The 16,686-nt window shown below is 66.0% G+C and carries 15 protein-coding genes; all 15 read right to left on the bottom strand.

Annotated features, from left to right (window positions below):
* Positions 1–7 precede the first annotated feature (7 nt).
* The 15 genes from BJP40_RS24015 to BJP40_RS33750 all read right to left on the bottom strand — a co-directional run bounded on the left by BJP40_RS24015 (position 8) and on the right by BJP40_RS33750 (position 16,631).
* Positions 8–556, bottom strand: coding sequence for a hypothetical protein (locus BJP40_RS24015; protein WP_218153235.1), 549 nt, complete (start codon positions 554–556; stop codon positions 8–10).
* A gap of 26 nt (positions 557–582) precedes the next feature.
* Complete coding sequence (locus BJP40_RS24010) at positions 583–1,101, bottom strand: hypothetical protein (RefSeq protein WP_071282282.1); 519 nt, start codon at positions 1,099–1,101, stop codon at positions 583–585.
* A 31-nt stretch (positions 1,102–1,132) separates the two neighbouring features.
* Positions 1,133–1,669 carry a hypothetical protein gene (locus BJP40_RS24005; protein ID WP_071282280.1) on the bottom strand — a complete coding sequence of 179 codons (537 nt, stop codon included), beginning with the start codon at positions 1,667–1,669 and terminating at the stop codon, positions 1,133–1,135.
* A gap of 4 nt (positions 1,670–1,673) precedes the next feature.
* Positions 1,674–1,991: a hypothetical protein gene (locus BJP40_RS24000; protein ID WP_071282279.1), complete on the bottom strand. Its 318-nt coding sequence runs from the start codon at positions 1,989–1,991 to the stop codon at positions 1,674–1,676.
* A gap of 90 nt (positions 1,992–2,081) precedes the next feature.
* Positions 2,082–4,646: a hypothetical protein gene (locus BJP40_RS23995; protein WP_143066016.1), complete on the bottom strand. Its 2,565-nt coding sequence runs from the start codon at positions 4,644–4,646 to the stop codon at positions 2,082–2,084.
* Between the two features lie 486 nt (positions 4,647–5,132).
* Positions 5,133–10,343, bottom strand: coding sequence for a transglycosylase SLT domain-containing protein (locus tag BJP40_RS35905; protein WP_071282275.1), 5,211 nt, complete (start codon positions 10,341–10,343; stop codon positions 5,133–5,135).
* Positions 10,344–10,360: 17 nt separating this feature from the next.
* Positions 10,361–10,597 (bottom strand): hypothetical protein, encoded by a 237-nt coding sequence (locus BJP40_RS23985; RefSeq protein ID WP_071282274.1) that lies wholly within the window; start codon positions 10,595–10,597, stop codon positions 10,361–10,363.
* A gap of 32 nt (positions 10,598–10,629) precedes the next feature.
* The gene (locus BJP40_RS23980) at positions 10,630–11,034 is read right to left on the bottom strand and encodes a hypothetical protein (RefSeq protein WP_071282273.1); all 405 of its coding nucleotides are present in this window, start codon (positions 11,032–11,034) and stop codon (positions 10,630–10,632) included.
* A 95-nt stretch (positions 11,035–11,129) separates the two neighbouring features.
* Positions 11,130–11,648 (bottom strand): hypothetical protein, encoded by a 519-nt coding sequence (locus BJP40_RS23975; RefSeq protein WP_071282272.1) that lies wholly within the window; start codon positions 11,646–11,648, stop codon positions 11,130–11,132.
* Entirely contained in the window at positions 11,648–12,067 is a 420-nt protein-coding gene (locus BJP40_RS23970; RefSeq protein ID WP_071282271.1) for a hypothetical protein, read from the bottom strand. Before BJP40_RS23970 ends, BJP40_RS23975 begins: the two co-directional genes overlap by 1 nt.
* A 3-nt stretch (positions 12,068–12,070) precedes the next feature.
* Positions 12,071–12,391 (bottom strand): hypothetical protein, encoded by a 321-nt coding sequence (locus BJP40_RS33755; protein WP_143066014.1) that lies wholly within the window; start codon positions 12,389–12,391, stop codon positions 12,071–12,073.
* A complete protein-coding gene (locus tag BJP40_RS23965; RefSeq protein ID WP_071282270.1) occupies positions 12,391–12,729 on the bottom strand; it encodes a hypothetical protein in 339 nt (112 codons plus the stop codon). The genes BJP40_RS33755 and BJP40_RS23965 overlap by 1 nt, the downstream gene beginning before the upstream one ends.
* A gap of 75 nt (positions 12,730–12,804) precedes the next feature.
* The gene (locus BJP40_RS23960) at positions 12,805–13,227 is read right to left on the bottom strand and encodes a hypothetical protein (RefSeq protein ID WP_071282269.1); all 423 of its coding nucleotides are present in this window, start codon (positions 13,225–13,227) and stop codon (positions 12,805–12,807) included.
* Positions 13,227–13,832, bottom strand: a complete 606-nt coding sequence (locus BJP40_RS23955) for a head-tail connector protein (protein ID WP_071282268.1) — start codon at positions 13,830–13,832, stop codon at positions 13,227–13,229. Before BJP40_RS23955 ends, BJP40_RS23960 begins: the two co-directional genes overlap by 1 nt.
* Before the next feature lie 18 nt (positions 13,833–13,850).
* Entirely contained in the window at positions 13,851–16,631 is a 2,781-nt protein-coding gene (locus BJP40_RS33750) for a hypothetical protein (RefSeq protein ID WP_143066013.1), read from the bottom strand.
* Positions 16,632–16,686 lie beyond the last annotated feature (55 nt).

The raw sequence follows: 16,686 nt of genomic DNA, 5'->3' as shown, positions 1-16,686 counted from the left end.
CCTCAAATCAGAGAGGGAGAACATCAATCTCCCGGTTGTGGAAGTGGCCCGTCCCAGAACCGACCCGGTACTTCATGGTGAAGGTGTTGGATCCCGCGTTGAGCCCCGTCACCATGCGGGCGACACCCCGCCGATTGTGGTTATCGCGAGGATTGCCCGTCATGTTCGGGTTCCGGGTGACGCCGCTTGTCATGACCGCCCAGTCGTCGCTGGCGGACACCGCGGTGGCGCCGGAGACTGCGAACGAGGCCGCCATGAGGGCGTCCGTAACGGTCTGGTTCATGGCGCAAGAGATCCACACGATGGCCTTCGTGCCAGTGGTCACCGTTACCGCCGGGCCGGCCGTCGACAGGTCCGTGTAGCTGGTGCTGGTCGTGGCCTGCTGCGCCTCGATGTGGTCGCCGGCGCTCGCACGCTTCGCCAGGACGTTCGCGCCTGTCGACACCAGATAGACATCCGTAGCGTCCGCCTTCGCAGGCTCGGTCTCCAGCAGGTTGTCGCGAACGTGGGTGTTCCACTCGGCCGCCGTGATGGTCGCGTTAGCGACGGCGGTCATGGGGGTCGTCCAGGCCACGTGTCACCTCACAAAGGCAGAACGACGATTTCCCGCCGGGAGAAGGTGCCTGTGCCTGCGGACACCCGGTACTGCATGGTGAACGTCTGGCTGCCGGGGCTGAGCCCGGTGAAGCGCCGGCACACCCCGAACCGGTTGTCCTTGTCCGCGGTCACACCCGACATCAGAAGCCGGTCTGCGTCCGCCGCGTCCCGGGTCGTCGCACCGGAGATCGCCACAGCTGCCATCGCCTGCGCGTTGGTCAAGCTGTTCTTGAGCTGGCAGCCGAACCACACCACCGCGGTGGAGCCGGTGGTCACCGTCACGGCCGGCCCGGTTCCCAGGGTGACGTACGACGTCGACGTGGTTGTTGCCGCCGTCGCCAGGAACGCGGAATCGGGTGCGCGCTCCGCGATGGCCTTCGTCGTACTCGTGACATACAACCGGTTTGCGGCGGTGGCCTTGCCGGGCATCGTCTCCAGCAGGTTGTCCCGGACGTGCTGGTTGAATTGGGCCGCCGTCCAGGGTTGCCCGATCACAGCCGTCATGGGGGCGGTCCATGCCATGAGGACTCACCCCTCACATGGGCACGACGACGATGTTCCGATTCTGGAACGTGCCGGTGTTCGCAGACACCCGGTACTTCATCGTGAACGTATTGGAACCTGCCGTAAGACCGGTCTGCATGCTGGCCACCGTCCAGCGGTGGCGCCTGCTCCCGGACGACTCAAGGAACGATCCGAAGGAGTCGGCGGCGGCGACCGTAGTACTACCGGACACCGCGTACGAATACAGGGCATCGCTGCCTGCCGCGTCGTTCTGTGCGTCCGCACTGATAAACACAAGCGCCCTGGTGCCGGTGGTCACGGTCACCGCCGGGCCGGCCGTCGACAGGTCCGTGTAGCTGGTGCTGGTCGTGGACTCGCTCGTCGCCACCGTCGCCGTCGTGGGCACCCGCTCCGCGATGGCGTTCGCCCCGGTAGCGAAGAACATCCCGCCGTCGGTCGTCGCCTTCGCCGGCGCGGTCTCCAGCAGATTGTCGCGAACGTGCGTATTGAACTGGGCGGCAGTGAAGACGTCGTTTGCGACCGCCGTCATGGGGGACGTCCAAGCCATCGGGTCACCCCTCCATGTGCTCTGCGGTCTCCGCCTCCAGGTCGGCTACGGACTGCCCGTGCGGGCAGCCCGCACGCAGGGCCAGCTCGTGCCCGGCCGGGAACCAGTTCCGATTCCTCGGCGCCGGCCGCTTCAGCAGAACCTGGTAGATCTCGTCGGCGTTACTCGGCCACTCCACCTCGCTGATGAGCTTGCACTCCGGGCAAGGGAACGACGCCTGAGCCGGCTTGAGCCGCAGGGCGCACCCGCAGTTGCCGGGACAATCGGCGATCCAGTTGCCCCAGTACATACGTGCCCGAGCCCTGCCTGTGATCAAATGCATGCGGGTTCCTCCCTGATTGAGGACATGGAAAGACCCCGGCCCCCGCCTTCTGATCAGGCAGGGGCGCCGGGATCCTTGGGCCGAGGCCCTCTAGTAGCCCAGTCCGTCTACGTCCAGCTGCGAGGAGCCCAGCTTGAACACGGTCTCCGCGAGCTGGAAGCCGTCGCCGGGCTCGAAATAGCCATCGTCGAACCCCTGGCCGTCGACATCGAACATGAAGGCCGGCGGCGGCTCCGTCTCATCCTCCGTTGCCTTGAACACCTGCTCGCGGGCCCGCTCACAACCGAGAACCACGCTGTGGTCATAGCCGACTTGGGCGATCTCGTGAGAGATCTGCTCAATGAAGAAGTCGTGGTCCATGAACGACTGGAGCATCTCCACAATGTGGATGCGGTCAGACAGGCGCCTTTGAAGGATGTGCGCCATCCGCTGGGCGTTTCCGTTGGTGATCCTGATCTGGACGACCGGAAGCCGCTGTGAGCGGTTCCCAATGATCAGTTCGGAGATCGCCTCAGCGTCGTTCACCGTCACCCACGGCGCCTCCTCCTGGAGCGACTTCACGCCGTGCTGCGCCTGAGAGTCGGTGTCGGCCCTGCGCACCTGCTGCTCCAGGTGGACCGTCACCGGAGAAGCCCGGAGAGCCATCCCCTGGATAACCGTCGGTACACCCGAGTCAGACTTGACGATGATCTTCGTGGACTGGCCCGATGTACGGGACAGAGTGACCTCACCGACAGAACCAGATTCGATCACGAAATCAGGCTCGACCTCGTAACCGTCCACGTTGAACGCCTGCCCCACCGGAACCTGCGCGTTGAGGAAGGGATCCGATGGCTTGACGATGAACTCCCGAGTCCCTCCCGGCTCGATCACGAAGCGGTCCTGCGTCGACCAGACCCGCTGCTCCACATCCGGGCGGCGTTCCGTCACGTCGATGACCACGTCGTTGATCAGGTCGCGCCATCCGATGTCGTAGTTCAGCGGCGGCGAGAACATCGGCTCTTCGTGGCCGTCCCTGATCGTCGCCTGGATGGCCGTGGACTCGGCCCGCGTCATCCTGTGGTGCCGGTCCCGAAACACGAGGTTCCCGGACGTGTCCACGTACGCGATAGCCGGCGGGCCTTCGGAGTCCACGATCTTCGCGAGGGCCTCCAGCCCGGTCGTGCCCTCTTCCCACCACCACTGGATGGTCGTGGCTCCCGGGTCGATGTCGCGTAGCGACGAGGGCCAGCCGATCTCGTCCAGGAGGGCATTGACCGCGGCTCCCGTGCGCAGCGAGGAGTAGAGCTGGGTGGACATCTCGGCGTCCGCGAGGACACCCAGGAGGTCCAGGGCACCGAGCTCGACGCTGCGGCTGTCCGGGTTCGGGGACAGGTCGTAGCTGTCCAGGTAGCCGCGGAACAGGTTGTAGATCCGGTTCCCGTGCTCCGCGCGGATCAGTACCGGCCGGCCGGGGCCAAGGAAGCTCGCCAGCAGCGACCCGGGATTGTCCGGAGAGTAGTCGCCCGACTCGTTGTCCAAGACCATGCGGGTTTCCCCGGGCTTGATGGCCGCGAGGGAGCGCGCGGTGTCCCGGCCTGCCGAGAAGGCGAGCGCCTGCCGCAGACCGAGCACGCGGTGCGATACGTCCTCTCCGGGGCCGAGAACCTGGAACAGGTCCGCCCAGACAGGGGCGGAGGCGGGGTTGTCCTCGTCGGTCGTCAGCTCCAGGACGTGGTCCGTGGAGGTGGCGGCGAAGCTGAACGACAGCCGCTCCCAGGCGTCATTCGTTGAGGAGGCGGCGGACGTGCCGATGCCGCGAACGCCCACGCGGACCGCGGGGCTGCCGGTGGGCACGAACACCCACGCCACCAGTTCGTAGACGCGCCCCACGAACAAACCGGTGAAGGGCCGCTCGATGCCGGGTGACTGGAAGGCGGGCTCGGCCGGGTCGGGGGCCGTCTGGTCCTTGAACGCGGCGAACCGCCCGTCGTCGAAGCCCTGCCCGGCCTGGTCGAACTTGATCGGCAGTTCCGGGGGGTCGAACTGGTCCCCGCCGAAGCCGCCCTGGTCGAAGCCGGAGCCGGCCACACCGAACTGGAACGGGTTGAAGGTTCGGAAGTCGATGCGCAGCGACTTGTTCCCGGACTTCGCCCGGGTGTCGGAGACCGTCAGCGTCGGCGCGATGCTCCCGAAGCCGATCCACCCTTCGGTTGTCGCCTCGAACTCCCCGAGCTGGAGCCCTCCGTCGTTGTCCCAGTCGATGAAGATCTGGTAGGAGGCGGTCCGGGGGAACTCGACCAGCCCCGCGGTCGCATCGTTGGCGGTAGCGGCGACAGCCCCAGGCTCAGCGGGCGCCTCGACGGTCTCCGTGACGACCAGGGCGTCGTTCGCCGTGGCGGTAGCCGTAGCGGCGGTGGCCTTTGCCCCGACGCCTGCACGGGGCGCGTTGCCCGTCGCTGTGACCGCGGCGTGCCCGGCGTTGATCTGCGACGTCAGGATGTAGGTGACAACGATGTTGTTGGTTTCGGTATCACTCGCGGTGATACCGATCCCGGACTGGCTGCCGCGGGCATCGTGGTCCAGGTCGTTGTTGTCCTTGTACAGCCCGTGGGAGTAGCGAACGGTGCCGCCGGAGAAGACACCGACGTCTTCGACCTCTGTGACACCGGACACAGCCGTGGTGTACGTGATGATAGAGCTCGTCGACCGGCAGGCCCGAAGGTACAGCTTCCGGCCACGGCCGACGTTGTTGTTGGTGATCGTCGGAGTACTGAACGGCTCAGACTGGTCTGTGGCATCCGAGGCAACGGCCCGGCTCGCCGCATAGGTGGGGCTTACCGCATCGGCCCCGGCCCACGCCTGAATACTCAAAACCAGGGGCGCTGAAGCGCCCACCGAAACCGAGTAACTCGACGGCTCCGAAGATGTCGCCTTCTTCCAGGCCATCTGGAGCCTGAAAACCCCGGTCAGCTCGTCTACAAACTCTGTAAACCCGGACGGGAAGGTAGCATCCTGATCATTAGCCTGGAAGGTCGCGATCAGGATGTTACCTTCCTGTACTCCGGTCGGCCTGTCAGCGCTAACCGATGTACTAGCCGGCTCAACCCCGCTGGTGGAGCTTCCTACCTGGGTGATGCTCATCAGGAAGCTCCCTTCGCCTCATCGCGGCAAGCGGTTCTTACGCTTGAGGTTCTGCATCGCACCAGCGAGCATGTCCTCGAACTCGGCAGCCGATTTCGTGTACACATTTCCGTGGATGTGGATGTGCACCTCCTTGCCCGTTTCACCAACGGGTTCCGGCTTGCCGGTGCCGTTGTAGGCCAGGGTGTAGCCCGGCTCCAGCATGCCCCCGCTGTCGAACGAGATCGGACGGAACTGGTCGATGTCCGCCGGATCGACCGGCGTGCCAGGCCCGCGCATCTGCTCGATCAGCGCCAGCAACTGGCCGGTCGGCTTCTCGCCGCTGGCCAGACCAGCGAACGAGAGCCCGCCGGCGAAGTTGTCCGGGCCGCCGTTGGCCAAGCCGTTGCCGCCGGCGAAGAACGACGCCACCTGGGCCTGGGCCGCAGGGGATGCCGTCGGGTCGCCGATCGCGACCGCATGGATGTGCGGGGCGAACGAGGGGGAGCCCCACGCCGCACCGCGGTTCCATGCAGCGAACCCGACCGCCCGCAGCGCGGCGACGTTGGTGTTGTTCGCCGGGACCAGGTCCACGACACCGCCGCCGGCATGCGTGCCGGCCGACGCCGCAACGCTGGTGCTCCACGAGCCCTGCGTCGCGCTGAAACTGGCGCCGAGCGCGAGAGCCATGTTCAGCATCTGCGCCGTACGCTGGTTCACCGCCACGCCGCCCCAGCTGGTCCGGACATCGGAGACGCCCGGAACCCACGGAGGGCCCGTGCCGATGAACACCCGGTTCAGCTCGTCGTCGAGCTCGATGTACTGCTTCATCCAGTCGACCGGTCGAAGGACGTCTCCGAGAGCGGCCAGGCGCCGGAAGGCGGAGCCGCCCAAGGCGTTCCGGGCCGCGGCGTCGATGTTCTCCAGGACCGGAATGACGTCGTCGCCGAGCCAGCCCCGGACCAGCGGGGTGCTGACCGGGACGCCGGCCGGACTGCTGCCCGAGACCGCGCCGGCGTTCGTGAGCCAGCCGCCGAGCGCGAGGCCCGGCAGATGCCCGCCACGAGCACGGGCACGAAGCGCCTCGACTGCATGGTGGCCACCCGCCGCGGCAACCTCCCTGGCGCTCCACACATGCTCCCCTCGGGAGAGAAGAGCGAGGTTGGAGTCAGAGGTGCGTGTGCCGCGCCCGGCGACCCGGCCACCCGTGGCGAGGGTGGACACGGCCGGGAGCGTGCGCCCACCGCCGTCGAAGATGACCGCGGCGACCTCGTTCCACAGCCGGCGGATGCCGTTGCCGTAGCTGTTGCTGATGATCCAGTTGACCGGCCCGCGGGTGGCCTCCTGCATGCCGGCCCAAGAGCCCTGGACGGACTCCAGCATGCCGGCGAAGGCCGCCGAGACAGCCGCCTGCATCTGCGCAGCCCACGTCGGCATCTGCACCGTCATGTGATCCATGGCCGGCACGAACACCCCGGTGCGCATCAGCTCCCACTGGGCCAGGCTGTCGGCGCCCATCTGGGTCCACTTGGTGAAGTTGGCCAGACGCATGGCCTCCAGGTGGAGAGGCATCTGCACGGTCATCTCATCGCGGAACGGGAAGAAGACGGATGCCTTCATCCCCTCCCAGGACGTGATCTGCTGCGCCGACATCGCGGCCCAGGTCTCGGCCGTGCGTGCACGCATCGCCTCGTGCCACTGCGGCACAAGGTCTTCGACGTGCTTCTGGATCTCCGGGAACATCGCGAGGAGATCCTCGATACTGCCCGAACCCCCAGCCGCCGCACCTCCCCCGACGCGCGTGCTGCCAAGAGCCCTTCGGGTATCGACGGCGGACATCACCGTCTCCCCGCCCCGGAAGTTCACCATCTCGGGACCGTTCTCACCCACGAGATGCGGCCCCCTGGTCGCACCCGGAGTCCCGTTGGCGTACGGAGAACCGGGCACCTGGCCGCCGTACCGCGACCTGATGTAGCGGGCAGCCGCGGTCATGTTGGCGAGGGGATCCAAGATGTTATTAGACAGGGAAGGGTCCCGATAGGCGGCGAACGTCGGCGGAATCACCTGCATCAAGCCCTGGGACGGGACGCCGTTGCGGGCGTTGATGTCCCAGTTGTTGATCGCGTTCGGGTTACCGCCGGACTCCGCAGCCATCAGGGCGAGGAACCGGGGAAGCTGGCCAGGGGCGAGGCCGGCCCTAGCGAGGGCCTGGGCCGCGAGGCCAGACCACGCCGAGACGGAGCCGGGATTCCCCGCGACCGCCATCGACTCGAACTCGGCCTTGGCCTCGGAGTCCCGCCGAATCAGATCGTCGATCATGGCGTTGAGGATCTTCTTGGTGCCCGCGACGAGGATCTTCCCGAAGTTGCCGGCCATGCTGAAGCCGTCGAGCAGACGGGTCGCAAAGCTGAACGCGGCACGAATCGCCGCTTCCCCAAGGAATCCCAACACGTTCGTGACGAACCCGCTGATCGGCCCTTCCGGCGCTTCGGGACTGCCGATACCGGCAACGCCACCGAAGCTGGGGCTGCGCTCCCTGCGGTTGGGGTCGCTGCTGAAGAACGCCCCCTGGCCGATGTTCGGCCGCGGGGTGTCGTCGTCGCCCGTGACGACACCGCCGCCCTGAAGGAAGGCCCAGCCGACGTCGCCGCCGACCCGCTGCCACGCCTCGATGCCGGCGATCCCGCCGACGGCGTAGCCCGGGTAGGCCACGTTCTTACCGGCCCGGCCCCTGGAGAAGTGCCGGTTCGCCCAGTGGACGAAGTTCGGCCCCAGGCCGCGGACCGCTTCCGGCACGAGGACGCCCTCGCCGCGGCTGAGCATGGCCGGAACGGTGTCCCGACCGGGCGAATACCCAGGGAGGACACCGCCCCTGCGGTGCATTGCGACGGTGCCGCCCTTGGCGAACCCGGGGGCCTCCCCAACGATTCCGCCGTACGCGAAGTTGATGCTGACGGTGGGGATCGTCGGAATGTTGAGCGAATCGAGCCCGACAGCGCCCGTGATCCTGTTCCAAGCACCGATGATCCGGTTGATGATCCCGATGATGCCGTTGATGGCGCCCTCGATGACCTCACCGATGCTGCGCCAGACCGACTCGGCCGTGGACCGGATGCTTTTCCAGACAGCTTCGATGGCGGACATGAACCCGTCTTTGAAGCCGTCCCAGATCGATTGCAGCGTGTTGGTGAAGGTTTCCCACGCCGCGGTGAGGAAGTTCCACACCGTCTCTGCTGCGGTCTGGATCCCGGTCCAGACGAGGTCCCATGCCGCTCGAAGGGCAGCGGAGACCGTGTTCCAAATGGTCAGCAGCGTGTTGATGAAGACGTTCCACGCCGCCTGAAGGATGGTCCAGATCCCCTGTGCGGCCGTACTTATGACGTTCCAGACGAAGTTCCAGGCCGTGACAAGGGCCGTGGAAACCACATTCCAGATCGTGAGGAGCGTGTTGATGAAGATGTTCCAGGCCGCCTGGAGGACGGTCCAGATCGCTTGTGCAGCTACTCGGATGCCGTTCCAAACCGCGTTCCAGGCCGCCGCAAGAGCGGTTGAAACCGCGTTCCAGATCGTGAGGAGCGTGTTGATGAAGACGTTCCACGCCGCCTGGAGGACGGTCCAGACGACCTGGGCGGCCACCCGCATGAGGTTCCAGACCACGTTCCATGCAGCGACCAGGGCGCCTGAGACGGTCTGCCAAACGATGACGAAGAACGTCACCATCGCGCGGAATCCGAACTGAAGGGCGCTCCAGATGAAGTCCGCTACGGCCTTCACGGTGTTCCATACCGCGCTCCACACGGTCTGGAAGAAGCGTGTCTGGGTGGCGACCCAGATGATGCCCGCGACCAGTGTGGCAATCAGGGAGACGATCAAGATGATGGGATTCGCGCGCATGGCGATGTTCAGGAGCCACTGCGCTGCTGCCCACACCTTGGTCGCTGCCGCGATGATCAGCATGCGGGCCTGCATGACGAGGAGCTGCACGCTCAGCGCCATTGTCGAGGCGCCGAGCAGCCTTGTGCTTCCGGTCAGGAGGATCTGCGCGAGGCTGTAGGCGAAGACCGCGGCCCGCGCCAAGCCCATCACGCCGATGAACAGACCCTTGACGACGATCAGTCCCAGCAGGGCGGTCTTCCATGCCGTATAGGACAGGATGATCGCCTGAAGGACGGGGATCGGCGTGGACGCGATGATCCGCAAGAGCGCCGTCGACAGCCCGAGCGCCAGCGGTCCGAGCTCCCTGATCGCCTGGAGGAGCTGCGAGAGCCCGTCCCTCAAGGCCCGCAGGAACTCGCGGACCTGAGGCGCGTCCTGCCGCACCCGCTCGATGAAGCGAAGGAACCCGCCGTCCTGAGCCCAGGCCGCCATGGCCGCAGCGCCACGCATGATGCTGTTCGCCATGCTCGCGCCAAGAGGAGCGAATGCGCGGAAACCCGCGCCGAGCACGGTCATCACCGACCGGCCTGCACGAAGAAGAGCGTCCAGCGCGGGAACCCCTCTATCGAGGAGCACCTGAATGAACCGGTCCATACCGGAGCCGGTGGCCCACTTCTGAAATGCCTGACTCACCCGCTGAACCGCTGGGAAAATCGCGTCCACAACCGGCTTCATCTTGCCGATCGCCCCAGCCACACCGGTCAGGGTCTGGCTGGCCACCGTCAACGTTTTGTCCTGCGTGGCAACAATGAACTTGTTCCAAGCAGTAGTTGTCAGGTCAAGGCTCTTCAGAAACGCGTTCTGAGAGGGAGTCATCCTCTTCAAGGACGCGTTGTACTCGTTCTGCGCCTCGGTGACAGCAGCCTGCGCTTCCTTGATCCGATCAAGCTGGTTCTTGTACGCCTGGCTACCGGGCTTGAGGCCGGCGAGTGCCGCCTTCTCCTTGTCCAGGGCTGCCTTTGCCTTATCGACCTCGCCGCGCAGGGCTCCGGTAGAATCCCGCATCTCGATAGTGCGCTTGATCGCGCCAGTCATGGCGCCGGCGAAAATGCCACCAACCGAACCCGCCGCTACGCCCATCGCGGTGATCGAGGCCACCGAAGACGTCGCAGCGCGAGTAAGAGTCAGCAGCGCCGGGGCGGTGGCCACCGCGACTCCGCGGAGAGCGCCGATTCCGATCGTGGAGACGCCCTGAGTGATGTTGGAGACGCGGATGATCTGAGAGTTGAGCGACCGGATGTCGCGCTGCGCCTGCCGGACGCCGCGGCCATTGTAGGCACTGACGATATTGAAGCCGAGATTCGTAACCGGCACCCCAGCCGCCCCCTTCCTCAGTCGTGGTGCTTGCCGACCTCATGGGGTCGAGGGAAGTGCTTGGGCTGGGGAACCGGGTTCTTGGCGCCCTTTTTCTGGCTGGTCAGCTGAGCACCGATGAGGTAGGTGATGGCCTGTAGCTGCTCATGAATATTGGCGAGAGCTTCGTCGCTGTAGCGCCGATCGATCGGACCGTAGGCTCTTTCGAAACCGCGCCACTGCGTGTATTCAGCCGAGGACATCGCGTCCAGCATGTCTTCAACGCTGGGGTATCCCAGAGCGAGCGCTAGCCTTCGCTGGAATCCTCGCTCTGGATTTCGTCGAAATCCTCCGCGGCGGCCTCAACCTCAGCTTCGCTGATACCGGACAGCTGGCATGCGGCCACCCATACACGCGTCAAAGCGATCGAGGAGGTACCGCCCAGCTCCAGAATGTCATCGTCGGAGAACATCCGCTTACCGGTCTCGTCGACGATGCTCATCGCCACGAGCCGGGCCCGAGAATTGACGAGGTTCGGGACCATCGCACCAGTTTTCCGGTCCAGGCGGGCGAGGGAAGCCTCGTACCTGTCGCGCTCGGCTCCGGTAAGGCACCGGATCGTCACCTCGCCACCCCACTCGGGGACCTCGATGACCTTGGTGGGAAGAGTCTTCCCGTTTTTGAGAAGTTCTTCCTTGCTGAGAAGCGCCATGGGTTCGTACTCCTGTATTGAGTTGTCACGGGTCCACACGGGTTGAAAAGAGGGACGGCCGGAGAGGAACCCGCGAAACCCTCCGGCCGCCCCAGTCACAGGGGCCTTATGCGGCCCTCGGCAGCGATTCGACGAGCGGAACGCTCAAGCACGTCCTCAAGGGACTGCTCGATCAGATGCTCGCCGTCTTCGAACGTGCCCCTGAACCAGCCATGCACATGAGGTCGCTGCTGCACCCAGACTTCGCGATTCCCGAATACCGGATGGCGCCAGCCCTTCGGACTGTCAAGACCCCACGGGATAATGGCCTCGTCTCTTTCAGCCATCGTGGTTTGCACGTGGGCGCCTTCGGGGACGTCGACGACACGCACTCCGGCGGCGACACGCCTGCGCAGGCCCGTGTGCCTTCCGGAAGAGCCGGCGATCGGCAGGCTCCGGACCTTGTTCTGAGCGACCCGCGCCAAACGGCGAGCTTCTCGCCGTACGACCTGGCGGGACTGGCGGGGAATCGCAACGTCCTCTTGACCGAGCGCTGCACTGACGCGCTGGACCTCCGGACCGGGAACGACAAGGAACGTCATGTCCCGGCCACGGCGGCGGATGATCGCAGGCATTACGACGTAGCGCGGGTGAACGTTCCTCGCTGAACCGGGAAGGTCACCTCGGTCTCCGACAGGTCGCCCACAGACCCGGCGAGCGGCGTGTACTCCAGGAGGATGCACGTACCGCTGTACTCGGGGTTGGTCGCGGATATCGCTGCGTCGACGGGTCGGACGGCGACGGTGAACTCGGTGGCGTTGTTCCACAGCGGGAACAGCGTGGCGTCGACCTCGTTGGCGTCGAAGTCCTGCTGGAAGTTGATGGTGAACGAGTTGTCCTGGAGACCGGCCTTACGCTCCCGGCCAGCGCCGTCGAAGGACGTGGTGTCCACTTCGTCCTTCGACGCAGTGATCTCCACCGAGGAGGCGTGGTTGGTGAAGTCCACACCGTCCACAACAATCTTGCAGTTCGTCAGAATCTGCTTTCCGGCCATTGGTTAGGCCCCCTTCTTCCTAAAAGCGGCCCTTTCATTGGCCGATATGAATGCAGGCTTTGCGGATTCGGCCTTCGGGGGTTCTGGATCGACCGGCTTCGGCGCTTCGGCCTCCGCCTCTTCCTTGGCCTTCTCGGCAAGCTCAGCCAGATAGGCGGGAGACTTATTGGCAAGGCGGTTCCTGCGCCGTTGCTCTTCCAGGGCGGCCAGTTCTTCAGGGGTACGACTCGGGGCCTTGTTGGCCTCGCGGTTCTTGCGGCGCTGTTCCTCGCGGGCGGCCTGGACTTCAGGCGAGACAACACGCGGCTGCTTACGCCGCCCCATTACTCAACCCACCCGGCATGAACGATGGCGACCGTCACGCCAGCAATAGCGCTGACGGTGATGGTGCAGCGACCGGTTCCGTCGTCATAATCCGAATGCAGCGGAATCCACAGCTCTCCCGTATTCGCGGCAAGCGTGTACTCGACGTCCGGGTCCTTTTCGGTGTACGGGGTATTCCCCGTGGGCACATCGATGGTGACGGTCCGCGTGGAGGCGTCGGTGTTCTTGTATACGGCGAACTTGTTCTTCCCGACTTCCGCCGTGTCGGAGAGCGCAGCCGACTCGAAAGTAGGAGCGGTCCCGGCATACACAATGTTGTTAGTTGTGAGAGCGGCCATTACCGTCCCCTTCTTGGTCTGCTTTCGGGCATGAAAAAAGCCCCCGCGTCAGCGAGGGCTGGGGGAGTTCTTTGGTTACGCGCTGCCGTCCGTCACTACGATGAGCTTCAGGGCCGCGCCGATGAATTGCAGATTGGCGACCTTGTACTGAGCGCCGTAGCCCATCATCTTCGAGATATGGGCATCCGTGGACGTGAGCCCCAAAGTCCGATTCTGGAACACGACCTGCCGAATGCTGCTGGCTCCAGCACCGGTGATGTATCCGTCCACGCGGTCCTGAGCGCTGTCCCACTCGACCATGGGCACGAACACAAAGAGATTGAACTCGTACTCATCCAAGCCGCGACCGAAAGACTTGGCGAAATCAGTCCCAGAGGGTTCGCAGAGCACCGAATCCCCGTTCACCTGCTCCGGCATCTTGTGATAGACCGTGAGAGCGCTGACATTGGCCTCGATCGTGGTCTTGATCCCACTACGGATCTGCGAGAGCGACGCCATTACGCCACCCTCGCGCCGCGGCAGAACGGTCGGAGTTTCCGCTGCACCATGGCGTTGTGCCGGACCCGGACGCCCCCGAACTCCCCGAAACCCGCCACGCCGAGAGGGGCGCCGGCCAGCTTGAACGTTTCTGCGGCCAGGATGAGGCAGGACTGCTTCACAGGCGCCGGCACCGCGGCCCAGCCCCAGCGGGCCTCCACTTGGAGGGTGGCGCGATGGCCGTCGGGGAAGAGCTCGCTTTCCACGGCCTTGATGCGCCAGTAGGGCCAGCCGGGTACGCCGTCCCGGATCCCGTTCAAGGGCTCCAGCTCGTAGTCGGTAGAGGCCCAGGTGGTCTCATAGACCCCGTCGTCATCGGTGTCGGTCTTGATGACGAGGCCGGTGGTCGTGTGGAAGTCGTCGACGATCGCCGTTCGGCTGTTCAGTGGGCGGAAGACCCGCGCCGACGTCGTTACGGCGTCGTTGAACTGCCTGCCGCAATGCTTCTCGATCTCGCGCGTCGAGCTGCTGAGAGCGTCGTCGAGCTGCTCGTCATGATCACTATTGGTGATCTTGAGGTAGCTCTTGAGCTGGGCACGGGTCGCGTAGGGATCACCGAGGGCCAAACGAACGCACCTCCTTCGCTACGTCTCCCGGTTCCAGTACGGGGAGCGACTGAGCTTGCTGATCTTCAAACCTCGGCGAGGCGTCGACACATGCGCCGTCACGGCCTGGACCAAGACCGCGCCAGCATTGACACGACGCGCCGTACTCGACTCGCCAACAACCCCAGCGGCACCGACAGACACCAACCCAGCACCAGGACGCGCACCGACCTCAACCAAGGCGTCAAACGCCGCGGCCACCGACACCACATGCCCCGCCGGCGGAACCGCACCGATGAGCACCGTCGCATCATTCGCCCCGGCCAACACCGAAACAGAACCAACAGCCACCGCCATCGACGCCGCCACGGAAGCGGCCCCGACCGCAGCCGAAACCTCCCCCGCCCCGGCGCCCTGGCCCACAACAGCGCCCTCGACAAGCGACGACACCACGGCAGCCCCAGCCGGCGCCTCCGTACCGACCGACACCGAAGCATCGAACGCCGCCGACACAGCCGCGGCATGACCCGCCGGAACCGTGAGCGCAGTCGACGGGCCCTCGGCCGACGCCCCTGCCGCGGCAAGACCCGCGGGAGCATCAGTCTCCGCAACCGTCGACGCCGTCGCATCATTCGCGACAACGGAAACCGACCCAACCCCCGCAGAAGCCGTCAAGGCAGTCGACGGATCCCCGGCACCAGCAGCGACCCCGACTCCCCCGGACACCGTCGCCACACCAGCCACGGCATCGCCCGCGGCACCCGCACCCGCGGCCAGACCTGCACCCGCAGCAGCAGACACCGCCGCATCACCAGCAGAAGCAGAAACCGGCACCCCGCCGGCCAAGGATCCAGCCCCAGAGACAGACCCCTCAGCCGACACCGCCACCGAAGCGTGCCCAGCAGGTGGCGACGCGGCAAGATCGGCTGTCGCGTCGTTCGCCGCAACCGGCACCGCAGCCAAACCGGCTGAAGCAGCAACCGCCACCGCAGCATCGTTCGCCGTAACCGAACCCGCCCCAAGACCCGCAGGGGCGCTCGTAGCCGACTCGGACGACACCGTCGCATCGTTCGCAACGCCCTGCGCCGCCGCGCCCCCAGCGGCGACAGAAACCGCCGCCAGGCCGTCGTTCACAGCGACCGCCGCGGAAACATGGCCGGCCGAGGGCAACGAGGCCAACGACGGGGTCGCATCGTTCGCCGTAACCGAACCCGCGGCAGCATCAGCCCCAGCAGCTACCGCCGCCCGGACGTCACCCACAACCGCCGACACCGCAGCGATACCGGCCTCGCCCAGCGTGTCATCCGCATCAACCACAGCATCGGACACCGACCCGGACACGGCAGCATGACCAGCCTGCGGCGCCACCGCCACGACAGCCTCGGAAGCCGACGCCGACACCGCCACCGCGCCGGCCTCGCCCAACGTGTCGTCCGCATCAACCGCAGCATCGACGACCGAAGCAACCGCGGATGCCGCCCCCGCCGCGACCCCCAACGACACCGAAGCATCGTTGGCTGCCGCAGTACCCGCAACCGCCCCAGCGGAAGCACTGGACTCCACGGCAACCGCAGCATCATTGACCGCCACCGCGCCCGCAGCCGGCCCAGGCGCTGCCCCGAGCCCCGCCACGCCATCGGCCACCGCAGCGGCAGCCGCCGCAGCCCCAACCCCTGAACCGACCGCTACCGAGCCATCGCCGGCCGCGGCACCCACCGAAGCGACACCCGGCAACGCCCCAAGCGACAAAACCCCGTCGCCAGCGACAACGGCCGCCTGCACGGCCGGCGCCTCGCCGATCGTGTCGTCCGCGTCCACCAGAGCGCCAAGCGCAGAACCGGCAACAGCAGCATGACCAGCCGACGCCGCAACCGCGACACCAGGACCGGCGGCAACCGCCGCCACCGCCGCAACGCCAGCAGGCCCGGAATCGCTCACCGACACCGACGCGTCGTTTACAGCAACCGAAACCGTGGCCGCGCCACACGAAGCGCCAAGCGCACCCACAGCAGGGAACGCGCTCGCGTTGGCAGGCGCGTGTCCGGCCGGCGGGCTCGCGGCCAACGCCGTCGTCGCGCTGTTCGCCACGGCGACCGCCGACGAAGCACCCGCGGCCGTACCGACAGCCGGCCTGGGGGCGTTCGCCGTACCCGTGGCTGCCGAATGCCCCGCAGCAGCCTCCGTCGCAGCAGACTCGCGCACCTCAGCGATCCACCACGTAGCAGCGAACCGGTCATTCGGCGACGACGAGATCGTCTTACTGACCGAGCCAGAATGCGTACTCGCCGAACGGTAAACGGCTGCCGCCTCGCCAGTTCCGGTACCGGAAGTGACGTCGGCGACCTCTGTGTCACCGTGCGACTGAGACCAGGACGAGGAAGAAGCCGATCCTTCGCCCGCCGCACCGTAGATGGCGTAGCCGCCAGCGAAAGTGATGGAAGACGTTGTGTAGGGGCTGGCGTTGTCCGTCGCGGTTGAGCTGACGGTGAAGTTGTGCAGCGTGATATCGCTGACGCTGGACACGACCTTCATCGCGGTACGCGCATGCGTCGAGTTACCGCCAGTCCACGAGAACGTGAGCGGGGTACTTTCACCCCCGGTCATGATCTTCGTGAAGATGGCGTGCTGCTGGCCGGCCTCGGGGCCGCCGGTGTTGTACTGGGCCGTCCACCCCGAGGGCGCCGATATCGTACGGCCGGAGTCGCCCAGGACGATGTGGACGACCAGCAGGTCCCCGCTCGCGAACGACGGGCTGATACCGAAACTGCTTCCAGCGGTGGCGCTGGCCCCACTACCCGCATCCGAGAACGTGATCGCCATGCCCACCCCTCCGCGCTACCGGCCTAGCCGCCCTCCAGGTACTCGGCGGCGGCAC

The sequence above is a fragment of the Streptomyces sp. CC53 genome (assembly GCF_001865245.1).
Lineage (GTDB): Bacteria > Actinomycetota > Actinomycetes > Streptomycetales > Streptomycetaceae > Streptomyces.
Note: the sequence above shows the minus strand (reverse complement) of the source record. Positions and strands in the feature narration are given on the sequence as shown.